Raw genomic sequence first — 16,692 nt, forward strand, 5'->3', positions numbered from 1 at the left:
AATGCCCAGACGTCGTTATGGGAGAAGCGGCCTTCGCGGCGGCGAGGGGCGGCCTGAAATATGCCGGCCTTTCCACATTCGGCTCCCCGCTACACTCTTTGATTATATTGATAGTATTCTGTTTCTTCCTGGCTCTGGCGTTGGGCCATAGGGGTAATCTCCAGTCCGCAGATTGCGTCGCACAGCTCATAGCCGTCCTGCTCCACTGCCGCAACAGGAACACCAAGTTCCCGCTCCACATCGTCCACCGACACGTCGTCCAGAAAGACCCGCTCCCCGGAGCGGAGCATATTGGCCGGGATCAGCAGGCGCTCTCCCAGCTCCCGCCCCTTGAGCTGATGGATCAGATCGCCTCCGGTGACCAGTCCGGCCACCGTGATGGTCTCTCCAAAGAAGTGGTTGACGATGGGATAGACCCTGCCCTCTATTTTACCACATTTCTCCCTGGCCTGGGAAATCAATCTCTCCAAATATGGGGCGGCGGACACCCCGGTGGCGATGGAAAACGGGGTGGCGCCCGCCATCTCCTCCGGCTCCATCAGGTCCAGCGCCCGGCCAAACTCCCGGGAGAGCAGGGTGAGCATCCCCACCCCGTTGTCCAGCTGGGTAAACTCCTCAAAATACTCCTCCGGCGGGAGCTCCCGGCCAGCCAGGAGATAAAACTCATCCGAGCACCACGCCAGCCTGGTCCCCGCCCTCTCCAGATGGTGGGCGGCAAAGCCCTCCACCTGGTCGATGACCGCTCCGGCGGTCTCTGTGTTGTAAATGGACAGGGGATACAGCCCCTCCCGGTATTTCGTCACGCCTACGGGGACCACCGAGATGCTGTTCACCGCCGGATACATCCCCGCCAAGTCATGCAATGTCTTATCCAGAGCGGGGCCGTCGTTGATGCCGGGGCAGGATACGATCTGGCAGTTCATGGTGATGTGGTTTTGGGCAAACCGCTCCATGATATCGATGCTCTCCCCCGCCCGCCGGTTCTTCAGCATCTCCGCCCGGAGCGCCCGGTCTGTGGTGTGGACGGACACGTTGATGGGGGAGATCCGCAGGTCGATAATCCGCTGCACCTCCCGAGGGGACAGGTTCGTTAAGGTGAGGTAATTGCCCATCAGGAAGGACAGCCGGGCATCGTCGTCCTTAAAATAGAGAGAGGGTCGCATCCCAGGGGGCATCTGGTCCACAAAGCAGAAGATACAGTTGTTGGCACAGGAGCGGGCCCGGTCCATCAGATAGGTCTCAAATTCCAGCCCCAGGTCCTCCCCCTCCCCCTTGCGGATCCGCAGGGTGCGGGTGGAGCCGTCTCGCTCCCGGAGGGTCACTTCCAGCCTGGGATCATAGCTGTAAAATTTATAGTCCAGCACGTCCACGATCATGTGGCCGTTGATGTGGGTCAGCGTTTCCCCCACCCGGATACCCGCCCGGTGGGCCGGACTTCTAGGGTCTACTGACTTCACAGCCGTCATGCTCATGGATGCTCACCTTCCTTATGGGGTCTATCGTAGGGCGTTCGAATCATTTTACAATAGGTTGCCCGGTATTGCAAGATTTTCAGCTCTTTCTCCGCCGCCTGCGCCCGGAAAATTCCTTGGACAGATAGAGCCAGCCCATTAGCTCCTCATCCAGCTCGCCAAGATCGGCCACCGAGGTGTGGTGGGTCCAGCGGTTGGGGTAGGGCTCTGTCGAGTAGGGAATGCGGGGGCTTTCCACCTGAAATTCCAGAAAAAAAGACAGCCCCACATAGATCCGCCCGTCCGGCCTTTTCCACCGGGGCAGCCATAGGGCGGCGAAAGAGCCTGGGCCTTTCCAGGTAATCTGGCTCTTCTGTACCACCACTTCAAAGTCACCCAGCCTATCCCGGACAGCCCTCTCAATCTCCAAATAGAGGGGCAGCAGCTCAGGCTGTTTCATAAAAAACAGGTCCACCGAGAGGTCGTTCACCGCTCCATCCTCCGTTCTCTCAATTTGGGCACCTTTTACTTCCATCCTATCCCAATCCCTCCCCTCTGTCAACGAAAATTCACCCCTTTGTTTTTTTCCTATAATATGGTATGCTTACATCTGCGCAGGACCTTCCCTGTCAAAAAGAGAGAGGCGTGATCGAACATCCATGAAACATGAGAAGAAACGAGATTCCTGGGGCTCTAAGTGGGGCTTCATTCTGGCCTGTATCGGCTCCGCGGTCGGCATGGGCAACATCTGGCTCTTTCCGGCTCGGGTGTCAAAATACGGCGGAGCCACCTTCCTGATCCCCTATCTGATCTTTGTGGTTATCATCGGCTCCACCGGCGTCATCGGGGAGATGGCCTTCGGCCGGGCCACCCGGTCCGGTCCTGTCCACGCCTTTGGCGAGGCCACCAAGCTGCGCTTCGGCACCGATAAGCCTGGCAAGCTGCTGGGCCTTATCCCGGTCCTGGGATCCCTGGCCCTGGCCATCGGTTACTCTGTGGTCACCGGCTGGATCTTCAAGTACACCGCCCAGTCCATCACCGGCGCTCTGTCCGCCCTGGACGGAGTAGACGCCTTCAGCGCCAATTTTGGCGCCACCGCCTCTGGAAACCTGGGCTGGCAGATCGCCGGCATGGCGGTCACCATCGCCATCATGGCCTTCGGCGTGGGCCGGGGCATCGAGAAGGCCAATAAAGTCATGACGCCCCTGTTCTTTCTACTGTTTATCGGTCTGGCCGTCTACCTGGTCACTCTGCCCGGCTCCTCCGCCGGCTATCAGTACATCTTCGTCCTCCGCCCTGAAGGGCTCCTGGACCCCTGGGTATGGGTCTATGCCCTGGGCCAGGCATTTTTCTCCTTGTCCATTGCCGGCAATGGAACACTGATCTACGGCTCCTACTTGAGCCCTGACTCCGACATCCCCTCTGACGCCAAGATGGTGGCCCTCTTTGACACCTGTGCCGCCCTGTTGGCCGCTCTGGTCATCATTCCCGCAATGGCGGTGGCGGGCCAGCAGCTCAACGAGAGCGGTCCGGGCCTAATGTTCATCTACCTCCCCAATGTGATCCGCGGAATCCCCGGCGGGCCAGTCATCCTGGTGGTATTCTTTGTCGCGGTGGTTTTCGCTGCTCTGACCTCTCTGGTCAATCTGTTTGAGGCCCCCACCGCCACCCTCCAGGAGCTGTTCCACCTGCCAAGGCCCGCTGCCGTCGGCATCATCGGGGCCATCGGCATTGGAGTGGGCCTGCTCATCGCCCCTATCGTCTCCCATTGGATGGACGTGTGCTCCATCTATATCTGCCCCATCGGCGCCCTGCTGGCCGCGGTCATGTTCTTCTGGATATGCGGCAAGGACTATGTACTCAAGCAGGTAAACCTGGCCCGCCACAAGCCTCTTGGGTCCTGGTTCTATCCAATGGCAAAATATCTGTTCTGCGGCGTTACCCTGCTGGTTCTGGTTTTGGGGGCTGTCTTCGGCAGTATTGGTTGAACGCTCTCCCCACTCACAAATACAGAGAGCCGGAACACAGGCTTGTGTCCCGGCTCTCTGACCAAATGGGGAAAACAAATGTGGAGGCCGCTTCTTTAACGAGCAGCAGTCTTACTCCTGTCCCAGGAATATGCCTTTACAGACTTCTTATGGGCGGCAGACCGGACTATCCTAGATACCAGCTTCACGGACAGAGCCAGAACAGACGCTACTAAAATAACGATAGTGGCAATCACCAGTCGAAGCAACATATAATCAGCTATCATAACGACTCACCTCTGTACTTTATTATCCGAATCCTGCCCTTTCGGATGAGCCTATCCTATTCCATTTCATAAAAAAATGGGATTAAGCAAAATGCCGCCGCATTAAATCCGCATTAAACTTTCCTGCCGCCCACCTGAAATCATATTCTCAAACGAAACATCTTTCCAATTTGCCTTTCCAACCCCAGTGTGCTATGATACAAAAAATAGAGAGAGGACATGACCATGGAAAAGCTCTACGAACAAGACCCATTTCTGACCCGATTCTCCGCCCATGTGGAGTCCTGCATACAGGGCAAGCGAGGCTATGACGTAATACTGGACCAGACCACTTTCTACCCCGAGGGGGGCGGTCAGCCCTATGACCTGGGCGTCCTTGGGCCGGTCCAGGTATTGGAGGTCCACGAGCGTGAGGGCCGGGTAGTCCACACCTGTGACGGCCCTTTGGAGCCCGGCGCTCAGGTGGAGGGGCAGATTGACTGGGAACGCCGCTTCGATTTGATGCAGCACCACTCCGGCGAGCATATCGTGTCCGGCATCGCCCACGCTAAGTGGGGGTGCGACAATGTTGGTTTTCATATGGGGAGCGACTTCATTACCATCGATTTAAACGTACTGCTGGACGGAGACCAGCTCCAGGAGCTGGAGGAGGCGGCCAACCGCTATATCTGGGAAGACCACCCCATCTCCATCACCTTCCCTTCTCCGGAACAGCTGGCAACACTGGAATACCGGAGCAAAAAGGCGCTGACTGGCCGGGTAAGAATCGTTTCTTTCCCCGGCGCTGATACCTGCGCCTGCTGCGGCACCCATGTGGCCTCCTCCGGCCAGGTGGGCTTTGTGAAGCTCCTGTCCGTTCAGAAGTTTCGTGAGGGGGTACGCATCGAACTGGTGTGCGGCAGTCGGGCCTTGCGTTATGTAAACAGTATTTTAGCGCAGAACCACCAGGTGTCTACCCTTCTCTCTGCCAAGGCCTTTGAAACTGGGGCAGCGGTCCAGCGGCTGACCGAGGAGAACGCCGCTCTGAAGTCCCGGCTTCTATCCATGGAGGAGGATCGCTTTGCTTCCCTGGCCCGTCAGCTCACTGGGGCAGGAGATGTGCTTCTCTTTGAGGAGGGCCTGACCCCTGATAGTCTGCGCCGCCTGTGCGACGCCGTCCTCCAGACTTGTGGCGGGCGGTGTGCCTGCTTCTCCGGCGTGGATGGTCAGGGCTACAAGTACGCCGTTGGCCAACTGGAGGGCGACCTGCGTACCTTTGCCAAGGAGATGAACCAAAGCCTCAACGGCCGTGGTGGCGGCAAGCCCGGCTTTGTCCAGGGCTCGGTCCAGGCGGACCATGGGGCTATCCAGGCATTCTTTTCCGCCGCTGGATAAGGAGTTTCTATGGAATATACAGTATATCAGCTTCTCTGGTTCTTTCTGGCCTACTCCTTTTTGGGGTGGCTGGGTGAAACCGCTCTGGCGGCCGCCAAACGGCGGCGGCTTATCAATCGGGGGTTTTTGAATGTCCCCTTCTCCCCGGTTTACGGCCTGGCGGCTGTGTTGTTCGCCATCTTTCTGCCCGAACTGAAAAATACGCCCTTTTTTCTCTTTCTCTTTGGCCTGATTATTGCCACCGGCCTTGAACTGTTCACCGGCATCCTACTGGAACATCTCTCCGGCCAGAAGTGGTGGGACTACTCCAGATACCGCTTTCAATTCGAGGGTCACATCTGTTTGGGATACTCCCTTCTCTGGGGCGGGATGGCCCTTTTGTGCCTCTATTTTGGCAACCCCCTGCTGGTCAGGCTGGCCGGACTGATTCCCCGCTCTGTCGGTCAGCTCATCCTGCTGGTCCTGTTCTGTCTGCTGGCCGGCGACCTGCTTACCTCTCTGGCCGCCCTGCTCCAGCTCAATACCAGTCTGAAGGAGCCCAGTGAGCTCTCCCTCCGGCTCCGTCGTCTCACCGACCATCTGGATAACGCCGTCACCCGGTATATCCAGCGCCGTATGGCCAGGGCCTACGGCCTACGGCGGGAGCGGCTGGAGGAACAGGCCCGCCGCAGAGCCGCCAAAAAAGGAACGTCCGGAGTCTTTGCCCAGGGCTGCTGCTTTTACAAGCTGTTGTGGCTGTTTTTGATCGGCGCCTTTCTGGGCGACATGATTGAAACCATCTTCTGCCGTATCACGGCCGGGGTGTGGATGAGCCGAAGCAGCGTGGTCTACGGCCCCTTCTCCATTGTCTGGGGGCTGGGGGCCGTCCTGCTCACCGCTGTTCTGTACAAGTACCGGCACAAGAGCGACAGCTACGTCTTTCTTGTTGGAACCGTGGTGGGCGGCGTCTATGAGTATCTCTGCTCCGTTTTTACCGAGTTGGTCTTCGGCACGGTGTTTTGGGACTACAGCCACCTGCCCTTCAATCTGGGCGGACGCATCAATCTGTTATACTGTTTTTTCTGGGGCATCGCCGCTGTCGTGTGGCTCAAGTCCATCTACCCCCGGCTCTCCCAGTGGATCGAGCGGCTCCCTCTCCGGATCGGCCGGGTCCTCTCCTGGGTCCTCATCCTCTTTATGGTGGTCAACATCGCCGTGTCCTGTCTGGCCATGGGACGGTACACCCAGCGTCAGACTATGGACGCTCCGCCCGACACCGCGCTGGGACAGCTTCTGGACCGCCGTTTCCCAGACAGCCGCATGGAGCGCATCTATCCCAATGCTATTTTGGTGGACTGAGGTCCTCTAAACTCCTTGCGCCCCAATGGATTCCGGAGAATGTAAACCGCTGGTTAGCAGGATTCAAACCGCGAGGAGGTGGTCTTTTTCTCCCCTTTTTGCTAGGGTGAATGCAAAGGAGGCCGATGACCATGACGACCGGACAACGTATCGCCGCCAAGCGCCGGGAGCTGGATCTGTCCCAGGAGGGGCTGGGCGAGGCTCTCGGCGTATCCCGACAGTCTATTTATAAATGGGAATCTGATTCCAGTCTGCCCGATGTGGACAAACTGGTGGCTCTCAGCCGCCTGTTCCATGTATCCGTCGGCTGGCTGCTCGGTGTGGAGGAGGACCAGGAGGAGCACATCTCCAACGATCTTTCCCCTGCCCAGTTGAAACTGGTCGAGGAGATCCTGTCCCGCTATCAGCAGTCCAGCCAGCTCACCGCGGAACAGCAGGAGCGGGTGTCGGAATTGGTGGAGCAGAAGGTTCGGGAAAGCCGCTCCCCCCGCCACAGGCGCTTGCGCTACGGCGCCGCCTGTCTGGCCCTGCTGCTTGTCCTTCTGGCCGGGCGCTCCCTATTCGCCCGGTTGAAGGAGCTGGACCGCCAATACACCGACCTGGCCAATTCCGTGGGCAATATTACCTACTCGGTCAATAGTCAAATCGGCTCCATTACCAGCAGGGTGGAGGAGATCCTAAAATCCCAGAACAGTCTGGTGGCCGACTACGCTACCAATATCCAGTCGGCCGACCTGGCGTCCAATACTGTCACCTTTTCGGTCCGTGTGGTGCCCAAGACCTATACTGAGGGGCTGGAGATCCTTCTCCATGCTGATACCGGGGATGGGTTGGTGGACGTTCCCGCCGTTCCTGGACCGGGGCAGGAGTTCTCCGGCCAGATCACCTGCCCTCTGACAGACAGCATCACCTTATCCGCGGTCCTGGTGGACCAGGGAACACGCCAGACTCAACTACTGGGTAACTATTCCTCTCTCTACGGCAGCAGTCTACCAGTGGTAGATATCTCTCTTTTGGAGAGTGCCCTGTTAAATATTCCCCGTGGAGAGGACGGCCTGTTCCATGTGAGAGAGAATTATGGCTTCCTCACAGGGCTGTCCGCCTCCGCCTCTGCGGTCAACGAGGATATTGGTCAATCCCAAGTCAAGCAGGTCCAGCTCGGCCTGTTCCGAAACCGAGCACTGCTCTTTTGGCTGGAGCCATGCGGCCGTCCAGACAATCATCACGGCTTTGAGAAGGCGGAGCAGTGGTTCCACCTTCCCTCGGTAGAGCTGGATCTCCAGGAGGGGGATGAACTGGTCTTCGCCGCCCTGGTCACCGACCAGTACGGCCGGCAGATAGTCACCCCCTCTCTCCCCGCTTTCCGAGTAGAGGGGGATGAAATCACTTGGTTCAGCACCAGCTTTGACTTCCCCAGCGAGCCGGAAGGCTGGGAGCTTGCGGGATAAAAAGACAGCGGACTGGTCACAGTCCGCTGTCTTTTCCTATTCCTCTGTCTCCACCCGCCGGACCGCCAGATAGTAGTGCTCCTCCTCCGGATTCAGCTCCACGGTCCGTATCCCGCTCTCAGGCTCAAACCCAAAGTTTTGCCGAACGATCTCGATCCGCTCCCGGTCCTCCAGAACGGCGCTCTGGCCGGTAAAGGTGAGGGCGGAGCCCAGCCTGGTCACCAGGTCATAGCCGTATACGCCCTCGTTTTCGGTGTGGGCACAGTAGAAATCGAAGCTGGCATTCTTGACCAGTTGGGCAGTCACTTCCACTGTCCCGCCAGCGGGGATAGTCACTTCCCCCTCCAGATAACATACACGGTCTGCCACTTCAAAGTCCACCTCTTCCAGCCAGCCGGTTTCATACCGCTCCGCCGGGTCCTCTGACAGCAGGCCGTAGCTCATCAGATAGCCGCACAGCAGGCCGTAGTACATCTCAAAGTCCACCGTGGCCTGGGCGGGGTGGCGCAGGCCCCACAGGTCCTCGCTCCACCGCTCCATATCCGTCTCATAGAGCAGGGCGGCCGCATCCCGAAGGGCGGTATCCAGATCGCTCTCATACCGCTGGATATCCACCCCGGCCTCTATCTTTTTGTCCGTGTCCCAGCCCCCGGTGTTATAGCCCTGGGTGGTCATATTGGCCACGTCGTCCCCCAGGACAATTAAATAATAGGGTCGGTCGTGATCCCGTTCCCATTCCTGAGGAATGGAGAAGCTCTGGCCCATGATCCCCGCCTCCCGATCATAGAAGCCGCCATGGAAGCCGTAGGAGAGAACAGTAGTCCTGTCATAGTCCAGCTCGAACTCCACCCGGAGGGTAGGGTTTGGAAGGTCGGCCTTCTCGTCCTGCTCCGGCCCCCAGGGATCGGTGAATCGATAGACCGTCACCGGCACGCCTGTCAGGTCTGGGTAATCCCCCAGGGCTCCCTCCAGATAGGAGCCGTCGGACAGAAGATCCCGGTACGCCTCCCAGGAGTCCAGCCCCCGCAGGTTCAGCCGCTCCCCATCTGTCTGTCCCTCGGTGTCCTGAAAGCCGCCGGAGTATCCGCCGGGGTGAAGGACAGTTTCCAGTTCTTCGCCGTCCGCAGACAGGGTTGGCATCCGCTTCGTCAGGTCCCTCAGGGAGCTGACAAAGGGGTAGAGCACCTGGACCCTCTGCTCCTGGTCGGAGTGATTGGTCAGTACATAGCGGTCGCGGATCAGAAGGTCCGTGGACCGGCTGGAGTAACCCCCATCGGGGAAGCTCTCCCGGAGATCACTTAGGATCTTATCGTAGCTCTCCTCCCCCCAGGCCGCTTCTTCGGCGGCCATCTCCTCATTAGAGATCCACCGGGGTACCCAGGGTTGAAAGTCCAGAGTGATCTCCCGCTGGGCGGTGACAGCCCCGTTTTCCTCCGCCAAGGTCAGGGGAAACACCGGGCCTGCATAGGACATGAAATTGGTCACCCCGTCCGCTCCGCTCCCGCCCAGGCCGTTGTTGGATGAGCTCCCCCCCATCCGGGGCAGATACCACACTGCCGCCCCCGCCACCAGGCACAGACAGGCGGCCAGGGCGGTCCACCGCCTCCAACGGGGGGCGGGCCGCTTTCCGGCCGGTCTCCGGGCCGCCTCATCTACCTTCTGGTCTGAAATGTCGCTCAGAGATTGAAAGATCCTCTCACTCTTGTCACTCACAGCACTACCCCCTCTCGCTCCAGATACCGCTTCAGACCCGTCCGCAGGCGGAGCAGCCGCTGGCTCACCCGGTTTGGGGACCAGCCCAGCTGACCGGACAGCTCATCCAGCCGCTGTCCGTACCAGTATCGGCGGACAAACAGAACTCGGTCCTCTCTCGGCAGACCGTCCAGCCAGCGGTCAATGGTCCGGGAGAGCTCCCGCGCCTCTGTCTCCTCCTCGGCGCTGGGGACGGCTGGCACACAGTCCTCCAGCTCCAGTACCAGCGCCTCCAGCCCTTCTCCCCGCTTCTGGCTCTTCCGGGCCCGCCAGCGGTCGATGGACAAATTGCGGACCAATCGGACCAGATAGGCCCGCAGGGAGGCAGGCCGCTGGGGCGGCATGGTATTCCAGGCCCGGTGCCAGGTGTCGTTGACACACTCCTCCGCGTCCTCCCGGCTGGCCAGGATATTGTGGGACAGAGAGCGGCACAGCGTGCCGTATTTTTCGTCGGTGGCCGCAATGGCCCCCTCGTCCCGGGCCCAATACAGCTGGATGATGTCTGTGTCCTCCACGGCCGCACCTCCTTCCAAAATCCTATTCATCCTTCTAGACGTAAAAAAACGCGCGATATGACATCGGATTGATTTTTTATTTTATCATGGGCCGGTGAAAAAAGCTACGAGGGGCGGACCTCGGGTGCCGGTCCTCTGGCTGTATTTTTTTGTTTACTTTCACATGGTAGCCTGTTAAAATATAGAAGTATGGAGATATCCCCCACCCTTGGAATCATCGGGAGAAAGGAGCCTGTTATGTCAAAATTTTTGGATAAAGAGGCCAGCGATACCCTGTATCGCGCCATTTTGACCCTGAAGGACGAGGACGAGTGCCGCCGCTTTCTCCAGGACCTGTGTACCGTGTCCGAGCTGAAGGCCATGGAGCAGCGGATGGAAGTGGCCATGCTGCTGGATGAGGGCCTGATTTACAGCGACATTCTGGAAAAGACTGGGGCCTCCAGCGCCACCATCAGCCGGGTGAACCGGTGCCTCCACTACGGGGCGGAGGGCTATCAGCGGGTCATCCCCCGCCTGAAGGAGCGGCGGTGATGAACAGCTACCGCTTTCTGGCCGGTTGCTATGACCAGCTGACCTATGATGTCCGCTATCCCGCCTGGGCCGACTATATCGAAAAGCACTTCCGCCGCCAGCCCCTGCCAGGCAGGACGGTGCTGGACCTGGCCTGCGGCACGGGCTCCCTCACCCGGGAGCTGGCCTTGCGGGGCTATGAGATGATCGGAGTGGACCAGTCGCCGGAGATGCTGGCCGAGGCGGCGGAGAAAAACCGGGGCGCCGCCCCCATTGAGCCCATCTTCCTGTGCCAGCCCATGGAGAGGCTGGACCTGTACGGCACCATCGACGCCTGTGTGTGTTGTCTGGACAGCGTCAACTATGTTACCGACCCGAAAAAGCTCCAGCGGGCCTTTGAGCGGGTCCACCTGTTTCTCATGCCTGGGGGTCTGTTTCTCTTTGACGTAAACACGGTGGAAAAACTGGAGGGGCTGGATGGTCAGGTCTTTTTAGATGAAACTGAGGACGCCTACTGCGTCTGGCGGGCGGAGTACTCCCGGCGCGGCCGCATCTGTTCCTATTTCATGGATATTTTCCAGTTGGACGAAAGGACCGGCCAGTGGGCGCGGGGGGAGGAGCTCCACCGGGAGCGGGCCTACACCACGGAGGAGCTGACGGCCATGCTCCGGCAGGCGGGTTTTTCCCAGATCAGGATATTCGGAGAATTGAAAATGCGTCCCCCCGTGGACGGGGAACAGCGCATTTTTTTCACTGCGAGAAAGGACAAGTAATATCTATGCGCGACGAAATCGTAAGAGCAATAACCGGCGACGGCCTGGTCAAAGCTGTCGCTGTCACCGGACGGGACGTGGTGGAGCGGGCTCGAAACATCCACAAGCTGCTGCCCATGTCCACCGCCGCCCTGGGGCGGGCTCTGCTGGGGGCCTCTATGATGGGCGACATGCTCAAGGAGGAGCAGGGCTCCCTCACCCTTCAAATCAAAGGGGGCGGCCCCCTGGGCACCATTTTGGCGGTGTCCGACTATGAGGGCAACGTCCGGGGCTATGTCCAGCACCCCCAGGTGGACCTGATGGAGAAGTACCGGGGCAAGCTGGACGTGGGGGCCGCGGTGGGAACCGACGGCACCCTTACCGTCATCAAAGACATCGGACTGAAGGAGCCCTATGTGGGGTCTATCGGTCTGTTTTCCGGTGAGATTGCTGACGACTTGGCCATGTACTTTGTGGAGAGCGAGCAGATCCCAACCGCCTGTGCCCTGGGTGTACTGGTAGGGTTGGACCAGTCTGTCACCGCTGCCGGCGGCTATCTCATCCAGCTTCTGCCTGGCGCCGACGAGGAGATGATATCCAAGATAGAGGCCGGGGTCCATGCCATGGGCTCGGTCAGCCACGCTCTAGCCGATGGACTGGACGGCGAGGGATTGCTGAAAGCGGTACTGAAGGACTTTGAGCTGGAGATCCTGGAGAAGCATCCGGTGGAGTACCGGTGCTACTGCTCCCGAGACCGGGTGACCCGCGCCCTCATCAGCATGGGGCGGCAAGAGCTGTCCGGACTGATCGCCGAGCAGGGCCAGGCGGAGCTGTCCTGCCAGTTTTGCGACAAAGTGTACCGCTACTCCAGGGAGGAACTGGAGGACATTTTGGCCAATATGTGAGCATCAGGGCTGGCCCAGGCGGGTCAGCCCTGATTTTCTCTTTTCGTAAACAGCTTGTGAGGCTCCAGGACTCTGTTTTAATTTTAGAAGATGCCGGAAGGATATCCTTCCGGCATCTCTCTTTTCAGCAGGGCAGTTGGCGGTGCCGGGGCATCGGGCCCTGGCACCAGGGCCTCCACACCACCGTGGCCGCCGATGCCTCGTTGTCCTCGGGCCTCAACTCCAGGGACAGAGCAGTTACCGCCGCCCGGTTGACAAGGACGCCCTGGGCACAGGCATCCACCTGCCCGGCCAGCAGCAAGGACCGGGATTGCCCGGAGGGGATATCCCCCAGCTCGTAGCTGCCAATCCAGGGCTGCCAGGTGCCGCCGCCGTCGGGTGACACCATCACCCCATTCAACTCCGCCGGCAGTTGGTCTGTCACTACCGCTTGCAGCGCCGTTTCTGGCCCCAGGTTGGTCACCTGAAGCACATAGACCAGCGTCTGACAAGGCTGGACGTAACCTGGCGCCCACTTGCTCAACTGTAGATCCGTGCCGCCCGCGATGGGTACCACGCTGGTGGATGAGTTATTTGTGGGATCTGGATCCGGCGTAGTGCTGGACACGACGGCCGTGTTGGTGACACTGGTTCGGGCCTCCACCGCCAATCCACCCTGGATCAGGAAGGACCGCGCCCCACCCTCCGGCAGTTCTCCAATAGGATAGCTCCCGCTCCAGGGGCCCCAGGTGGCTCCGCCATCCAGGGAGAACTCTACATTGGACAGCTCCGGCGGAGTGATATCCGCCAATATTACCCCTTGGGCAGTGCTCGGCCCCCGGTTGGTCACCAAGATAGTATAGGTCAAGCTCTGACCGGGCTGGACCGGGTCCACGGGCCCCGTCTTGACCACCGCCAGGTCAGCCGTCTGGAGCACCGGAGTCACATCAGTGGAACTGTTGTTGCTGGGGTCCGGGTCCGGGGTAGTAGAGGCCACCACCGCTGTGTTGACCAGGGTATCTCCCGCAGTTGTGCTTACAGTGCCCCGCAGCAGGACCGAGCGGCTCTGTCCGGCGGGCAGGATGCCCAACCCATAGGGGCTGGACCAGGGTGCCCAGGTGGCCCCGTTATCCAACGAGAACTCCTGTCCCAGCAGGGCGGCCGGAACCGAGTCGGTCAGAATCACATTCTGTCCGTCCGAGGGGCCGCTGTTTCCCACCGTGATGGTGTACTGGAACTGCTGGCCGGGCACCGCGGGAGAGGTCCCGCCCTCCTTTACCACACTCAGATCGGCGGACTGCTCCACCTCCACCGGTGCGGTATCCGTGTTGTTGTCCGGATTTGGGTCCGGTGTAGTGCTGGATACTACCGCGGTGTTGGACAGGGGGCCAGCCTGGGCCGAGGGGGACACTGTCCCTCGGATAAGGACTGTCCTGTTGTCCCCCGGCAGCAGGGTACGCAGCGGATAGGGGCTGGACCAGGGTACCCAAGTGATCCCTCCGTCCATGGAGAGCTCGGGCCCCAGAAGGGCACCCGGCGTCTGGTCCGCCAGTTCCACGTCCTGGGCAGCGGAGGGGCCCGCATTGGTCACTATCATGGTATAGACCAGGGGCTCCCCCGCCCGAACCGCCACCGGCAGCCCCGTCTTGACCACCGCCAGGTCAGCGGAAACGTCTACCGGGATCCGTACCGTGTCACTGTTGTTGCCGGGGTCCGGGTCCGGGGTGCTGCTGGACACGGTCGCGGTGTTTTCCACCAGGCCCTCCGCGTCCATGCTCACCGTCCCCCGGATGAGCACCTGTATCTGCCGCCCATTGGCGATGGTCCCCAGGGCATAGCTTCCCGTCCACGGCTGCCAGCTGGCCCCGTTGTCCAGAGAGAACTCCTGCCCCAGCAGAAGGGCGGGCAGCATATCGGTGATCTGGCCATCCACCGCCGGGTCCGGGCCCAGATTTTGGACCAGGATAGAATAAGTCAGCAACTGACCATGGATAGCCGGATTCGGGGAAGCGATCTTAGTTACTGCCAAGTCGGCGGCAGTGTTTACTGGGGTCAGCTCCGTGGCTGTGTTGTTGGTGGGATCTGGGTCTGGAGTGTCGCTGGTAATGGTCACGGTGTTCTGGATGGTCTCAGCGGCATCCGCTCTCACCGTCCCCCGGAGGACAACGGTCCGTGCGCCGCCCGCCGGCAGGGTGCCCAGGGACAGAGACCCGGTCCAGGATCGGAAGGTCACACCATCCAGAGAATACTCCCCGTTGGACAGCTGGTCAGGTAGGGGGTCGGTAAGGCGGACGTTCTGTCCGTCCGCCGGCCCCAGATTGGAAACTTCCACGGTATAGGTCAGTACCCCGCCCGCAGATACCGGACTGGGCGCCCCGGTCTTGGTAACCGCCAGGTCGGCGGCCAGGTCAACGGGTGTAATATCCGTGGAGGTATTGTTACTGGGGTCCGGGTCCGGGGTGGGACTGGTCACGGCAGCCGTGTTGACAATGGTCTGGCCGGCCGCAGGGCTGACTACGCCCCGCAGCAGCACCACTCTGGCCACCCCTGGTATCAAAGTCCCCAGGGGGAGAGTTGGGCTCCACGGCTGCCAAGTGGCTCCGTTGTCCAGCGACCACTCCAGGCCGTCCAGTCCAGCGGGCTGCTGATCCTCTAAGGTGACATCTACCGCACTGGAGGGGCCGGCGTTGCCCACCGCGAAAGTATAGGTCACCCGGTCCCCCGGACGGGCGGGTTTGGGAGCGCCCAGCTTCAGCAGAGACAGGTCCGCCTCCTCCCCCACCGACACCTCCACGGTGTCTGTGTTATTGGACAGGTCCGGATCAAAGGTAGGGGAGCTAACTACGGCGGTATTGACGATGCTCCCCGTGGCCGCTGGGTCCACGGTCCCACGGATCAACACTGTGACGCTGTCCCCTGACGGGATGTCACCCAGAGGGGTCGAGCCGGCCCAGGGCTGCCAGGTGCTTCCCCCATCCAGGGAGAACTGGGGGGACAGCATCTCTGGGGGAACTGTGTCAGTGAGTTGGGCATCCTGTGCCGGGTCGGGGCCATTGTTATAGTTTTTGATGCTGTACGTCAGCGGTCCCCCCGCAGTAGCGGGATTGGGGTCCGCCGTCTTGGTCATCTGCAAGTCCGCTGTGGGCTCCACCACTGTCCGGGGGCAGATGGCCCCGTCGTTAAAGGAGGCAAAAAAGGTGGTGGAGAAGGGCACTCCTACGGCAGTGTTGCCACTGTGGGTATAGCGGTATACCGTTCCGTCGTTGTTGGCGATGGCGTAGACAGTCCCGGTGCTGTCTATGACCACCGCGCCGAAAGACGCATTTGGATTGGGGGCGGTGGTGGACAGGGCCGTGACCTGGCCAGTGGTGGGGACGATTCGAGTGAGCACTCCGTTGCGCTGCACACCGTACAGGTTTCCGTCCGCCGGGTCGTAGGCCCAGTCACTGATGTTGACCGCGGAGGACAGGGGCGTGCCATAGTTTGCCGTCTGCTCCACATAGCCCGCTCTGGGGTCTGCCAGCTTCAAATAGGTGGCCGAACCGGGACGCAGATCCACTGTGTAGTAGCGGGCCGCGTCATTGATATACAGGTAAAAGAATCCGGCCGCGTCAAAGGTCCCGGTGTTGTAGCCGGCAGCCGGCAGTCCGTTAGGGCGAGTCAGTTGGGTCAGGGTCCCGTCCCCATCTACACGCACCAGGTTGTTGGTCGTCTGGTCATAGCCATAGAGATAGTTGTCCAGGGGACTGTACCCAATGGCGTTTACATCGTGGGCTGGGTCTACCGCCCCGCGCAGCACCGACTGCCCCGTGACCAGATCGATGTCGTACCAGTTGGTGGGCCGCCCTACAAACTGAATCATCCGGCTGGAGCAGGGCAGCGGCGCGCTCAGGGCGTCGTGTCCGAAGTTCTGTCCGGAGAGCTCCGCATTGGATTCCACTTGAGCGGCAGTCACGGTAACATCCGCTTTGCGCGGAGTATTGGAGTGGAGATAGCCCGCCGGCTGTGGAAAAGCTGAGGGCGGACATGAGGTGGGTTGGACCACCGGCTCATATATCGTATAACTGCCGGCGGCCGCCACAGAGAAGGAATAGCGGCCAAAGGCGTCGGTCTGCACAGTAGTACAGCTGCCTACGGCCCTGTATAATGTCATGGAAACGCCGGGGATCCCCGGTTCGCCCCCGTCAAACTGACCATTTCGGTCCAGGTCGTCATAGACGACCCCGGTGATGGTGGCTGGCATTTGAAATACATCTCCCTGTTAAAATTGGCGGCTGAAAATTGGCCTACGCCGCCACTCCATATTATGCCATGCCGCCTTCTTAGGGCACTTGGACCGGGTATTCGAAGGCTCCCGCCTCAGAAACGGCTTCAAAAGGAGCGATCTTTTTTCCTGCCAGCAATAGCCCAGGCT

Annotated in this window: 13 protein-coding genes; 7 read left to right on the forward strand and 6 right to left on the reverse strand. The window is 60.1% G+C overall.

Annotated elements, in window-relative coordinates:
• Positions 1-89: 89 nt before the first annotated feature.
• Positions 90-1,472, reverse strand: coding sequence for a DUF512 domain-containing protein (locus tag MCG44_RS10185; protein ID WP_240288053.1), 1,383 nt, complete (start codon positions 1,470-1,472; stop codon positions 90-92).
• Between the two features lie 79 nt (positions 1,473-1,551).
• A complete protein-coding gene (locus MCG44_RS10190; RefSeq protein ID WP_147571410.1) occupies positions 1,552-1,986 on the reverse strand; it encodes a DUF5655 domain-containing protein in 435 nt (144 codons plus the stop codon).
• A gap of 124 nt (positions 1,987-2,110) precedes the next feature.
• On the opposite strand from MCG44_RS10190, the gene MCG44_RS10195 reads away from it, so the two are divergent.
• Positions 2,111-3,439: a sodium-dependent transporter gene (locus MCG44_RS10195; protein ID WP_240288055.1), complete on the forward strand. Its 1,329-nt coding sequence runs from the start codon at positions 2,111-2,113 to the stop codon at positions 3,437-3,439.
• A gap of 95 nt (positions 3,440-3,534) precedes the next feature.
• Here MCG44_RS10195 and MCG44_RS10200 read toward each other — a convergent pair whose 3' ends face one another.
• Positions 3,535-3,705, reverse strand: a complete 171-nt coding sequence (locus MCG44_RS10200; RefSeq protein ID WP_240288057.1) for a hypothetical protein — start codon at positions 3,703-3,705, stop codon at positions 3,535-3,537.
• 219 nt (positions 3,706-3,924) lie between these two features.
• Between MCG44_RS10200 and MCG44_RS10205 the strand changes: the two genes are divergently transcribed.
• The 3 genes from MCG44_RS10205 to MCG44_RS10215 all read left to right on the forward strand — a co-directional run bounded on the left by MCG44_RS10205 (position 3,925) and on the right by MCG44_RS10215 (position 7,865).
• Complete coding sequence (locus tag MCG44_RS10205; RefSeq protein WP_240288059.1) at positions 3,925-5,079, forward strand: alanyl-tRNA editing protein; 1,155 nt, start codon at positions 3,925-3,927, stop codon at positions 5,077-5,079.
• A 9-nt stretch (positions 5,080-5,088) separates the two neighbouring features.
• Positions 5,089-6,417 (forward strand): putative ABC transporter permease, encoded by a 1,329-nt coding sequence (locus MCG44_RS10210; RefSeq protein WP_147571412.1) that lies wholly within the window; start codon positions 5,089-5,091, stop codon positions 6,415-6,417.
• A gap of 131 nt (positions 6,418-6,548) precedes the next feature.
• Complete coding sequence (locus MCG44_RS10215; RefSeq protein ID WP_240288061.1) at positions 6,549-7,865, forward strand: helix-turn-helix domain-containing protein; 1,317 nt, start codon at positions 6,549-6,551, stop codon at positions 7,863-7,865.
• A 36-nt stretch (positions 7,866-7,901) separates the two neighbouring features.
• Here the strand turns inward: MCG44_RS10215 and MCG44_RS10220 are convergent, their stop codons facing one another.
• Together MCG44_RS10220 and MCG44_RS10225 are read right to left on the reverse strand one after the other, a co-directional pair.
• Positions 7,902-9,578: a hypothetical protein gene (locus MCG44_RS10220; RefSeq protein WP_240288063.1), complete on the reverse strand. Its 1,677-nt coding sequence runs from the start codon at positions 9,576-9,578 to the stop codon at positions 7,902-7,904.
• Entirely contained in the window at positions 9,575-10,132 is a 558-nt protein-coding gene (locus MCG44_RS10225) for an RNA polymerase sigma factor (protein ID WP_186851982.1), read from the reverse strand. Before MCG44_RS10225 ends, MCG44_RS10220 begins: the two co-directional genes overlap by 4 nt.
• A gap of 237 nt (positions 10,133-10,369) precedes the next feature.
• Between MCG44_RS10225 and MCG44_RS10230 the strand changes: the two genes are divergently transcribed.
• Genes MCG44_RS10230 through hslO form a run of 3 tightly spaced genes read left to right on the forward strand, consistent with a single transcriptional unit; the run spans position 10,370 to position 12,299 of the window.
• Positions 10,370-10,663, forward strand: coding sequence for a YerC/YecD family TrpR-related protein (locus tag MCG44_RS10230; RefSeq protein ID WP_147571416.1), 294 nt, complete (start codon positions 10,370-10,372; stop codon positions 10,661-10,663).
• Entirely contained in the window at positions 10,663-11,415 is a 753-nt protein-coding gene (locus MCG44_RS10235) for a class I SAM-dependent DNA methyltransferase (RefSeq protein WP_240288065.1), read from the forward strand. Before MCG44_RS10230 ends, MCG44_RS10235 begins: the two co-directional genes overlap by 1 nt.
• Positions 11,416-11,420: 5 nt before the next feature.
• The gene (hslO, locus tag MCG44_RS10240) at positions 11,421-12,299 is read left to right on the forward strand and encodes an Hsp33 family molecular chaperone HslO (RefSeq protein WP_147571418.1); all 879 of its coding nucleotides are present in this window, start codon (positions 11,421-11,423) and stop codon (positions 12,297-12,299) included.
• 124 nt (positions 12,300-12,423) lie between these two features.
• Here hslO and MCG44_RS10245 read toward each other — a convergent pair whose 3' ends face one another.
• The gene (locus MCG44_RS10245; protein WP_240288067.1) at positions 12,424-16,521 is read right to left on the reverse strand and encodes a DUF6923 family protein; all 4,098 of its coding nucleotides are present in this window, start codon (positions 16,519-16,521) and stop codon (positions 12,424-12,426) included.
• Between the last annotated feature and the right edge of the window lie 171 nt (positions 16,522-16,692).

The sequence above is a fragment of the Lawsonibacter sp. OA9 genome, assembly GCF_022440585.1.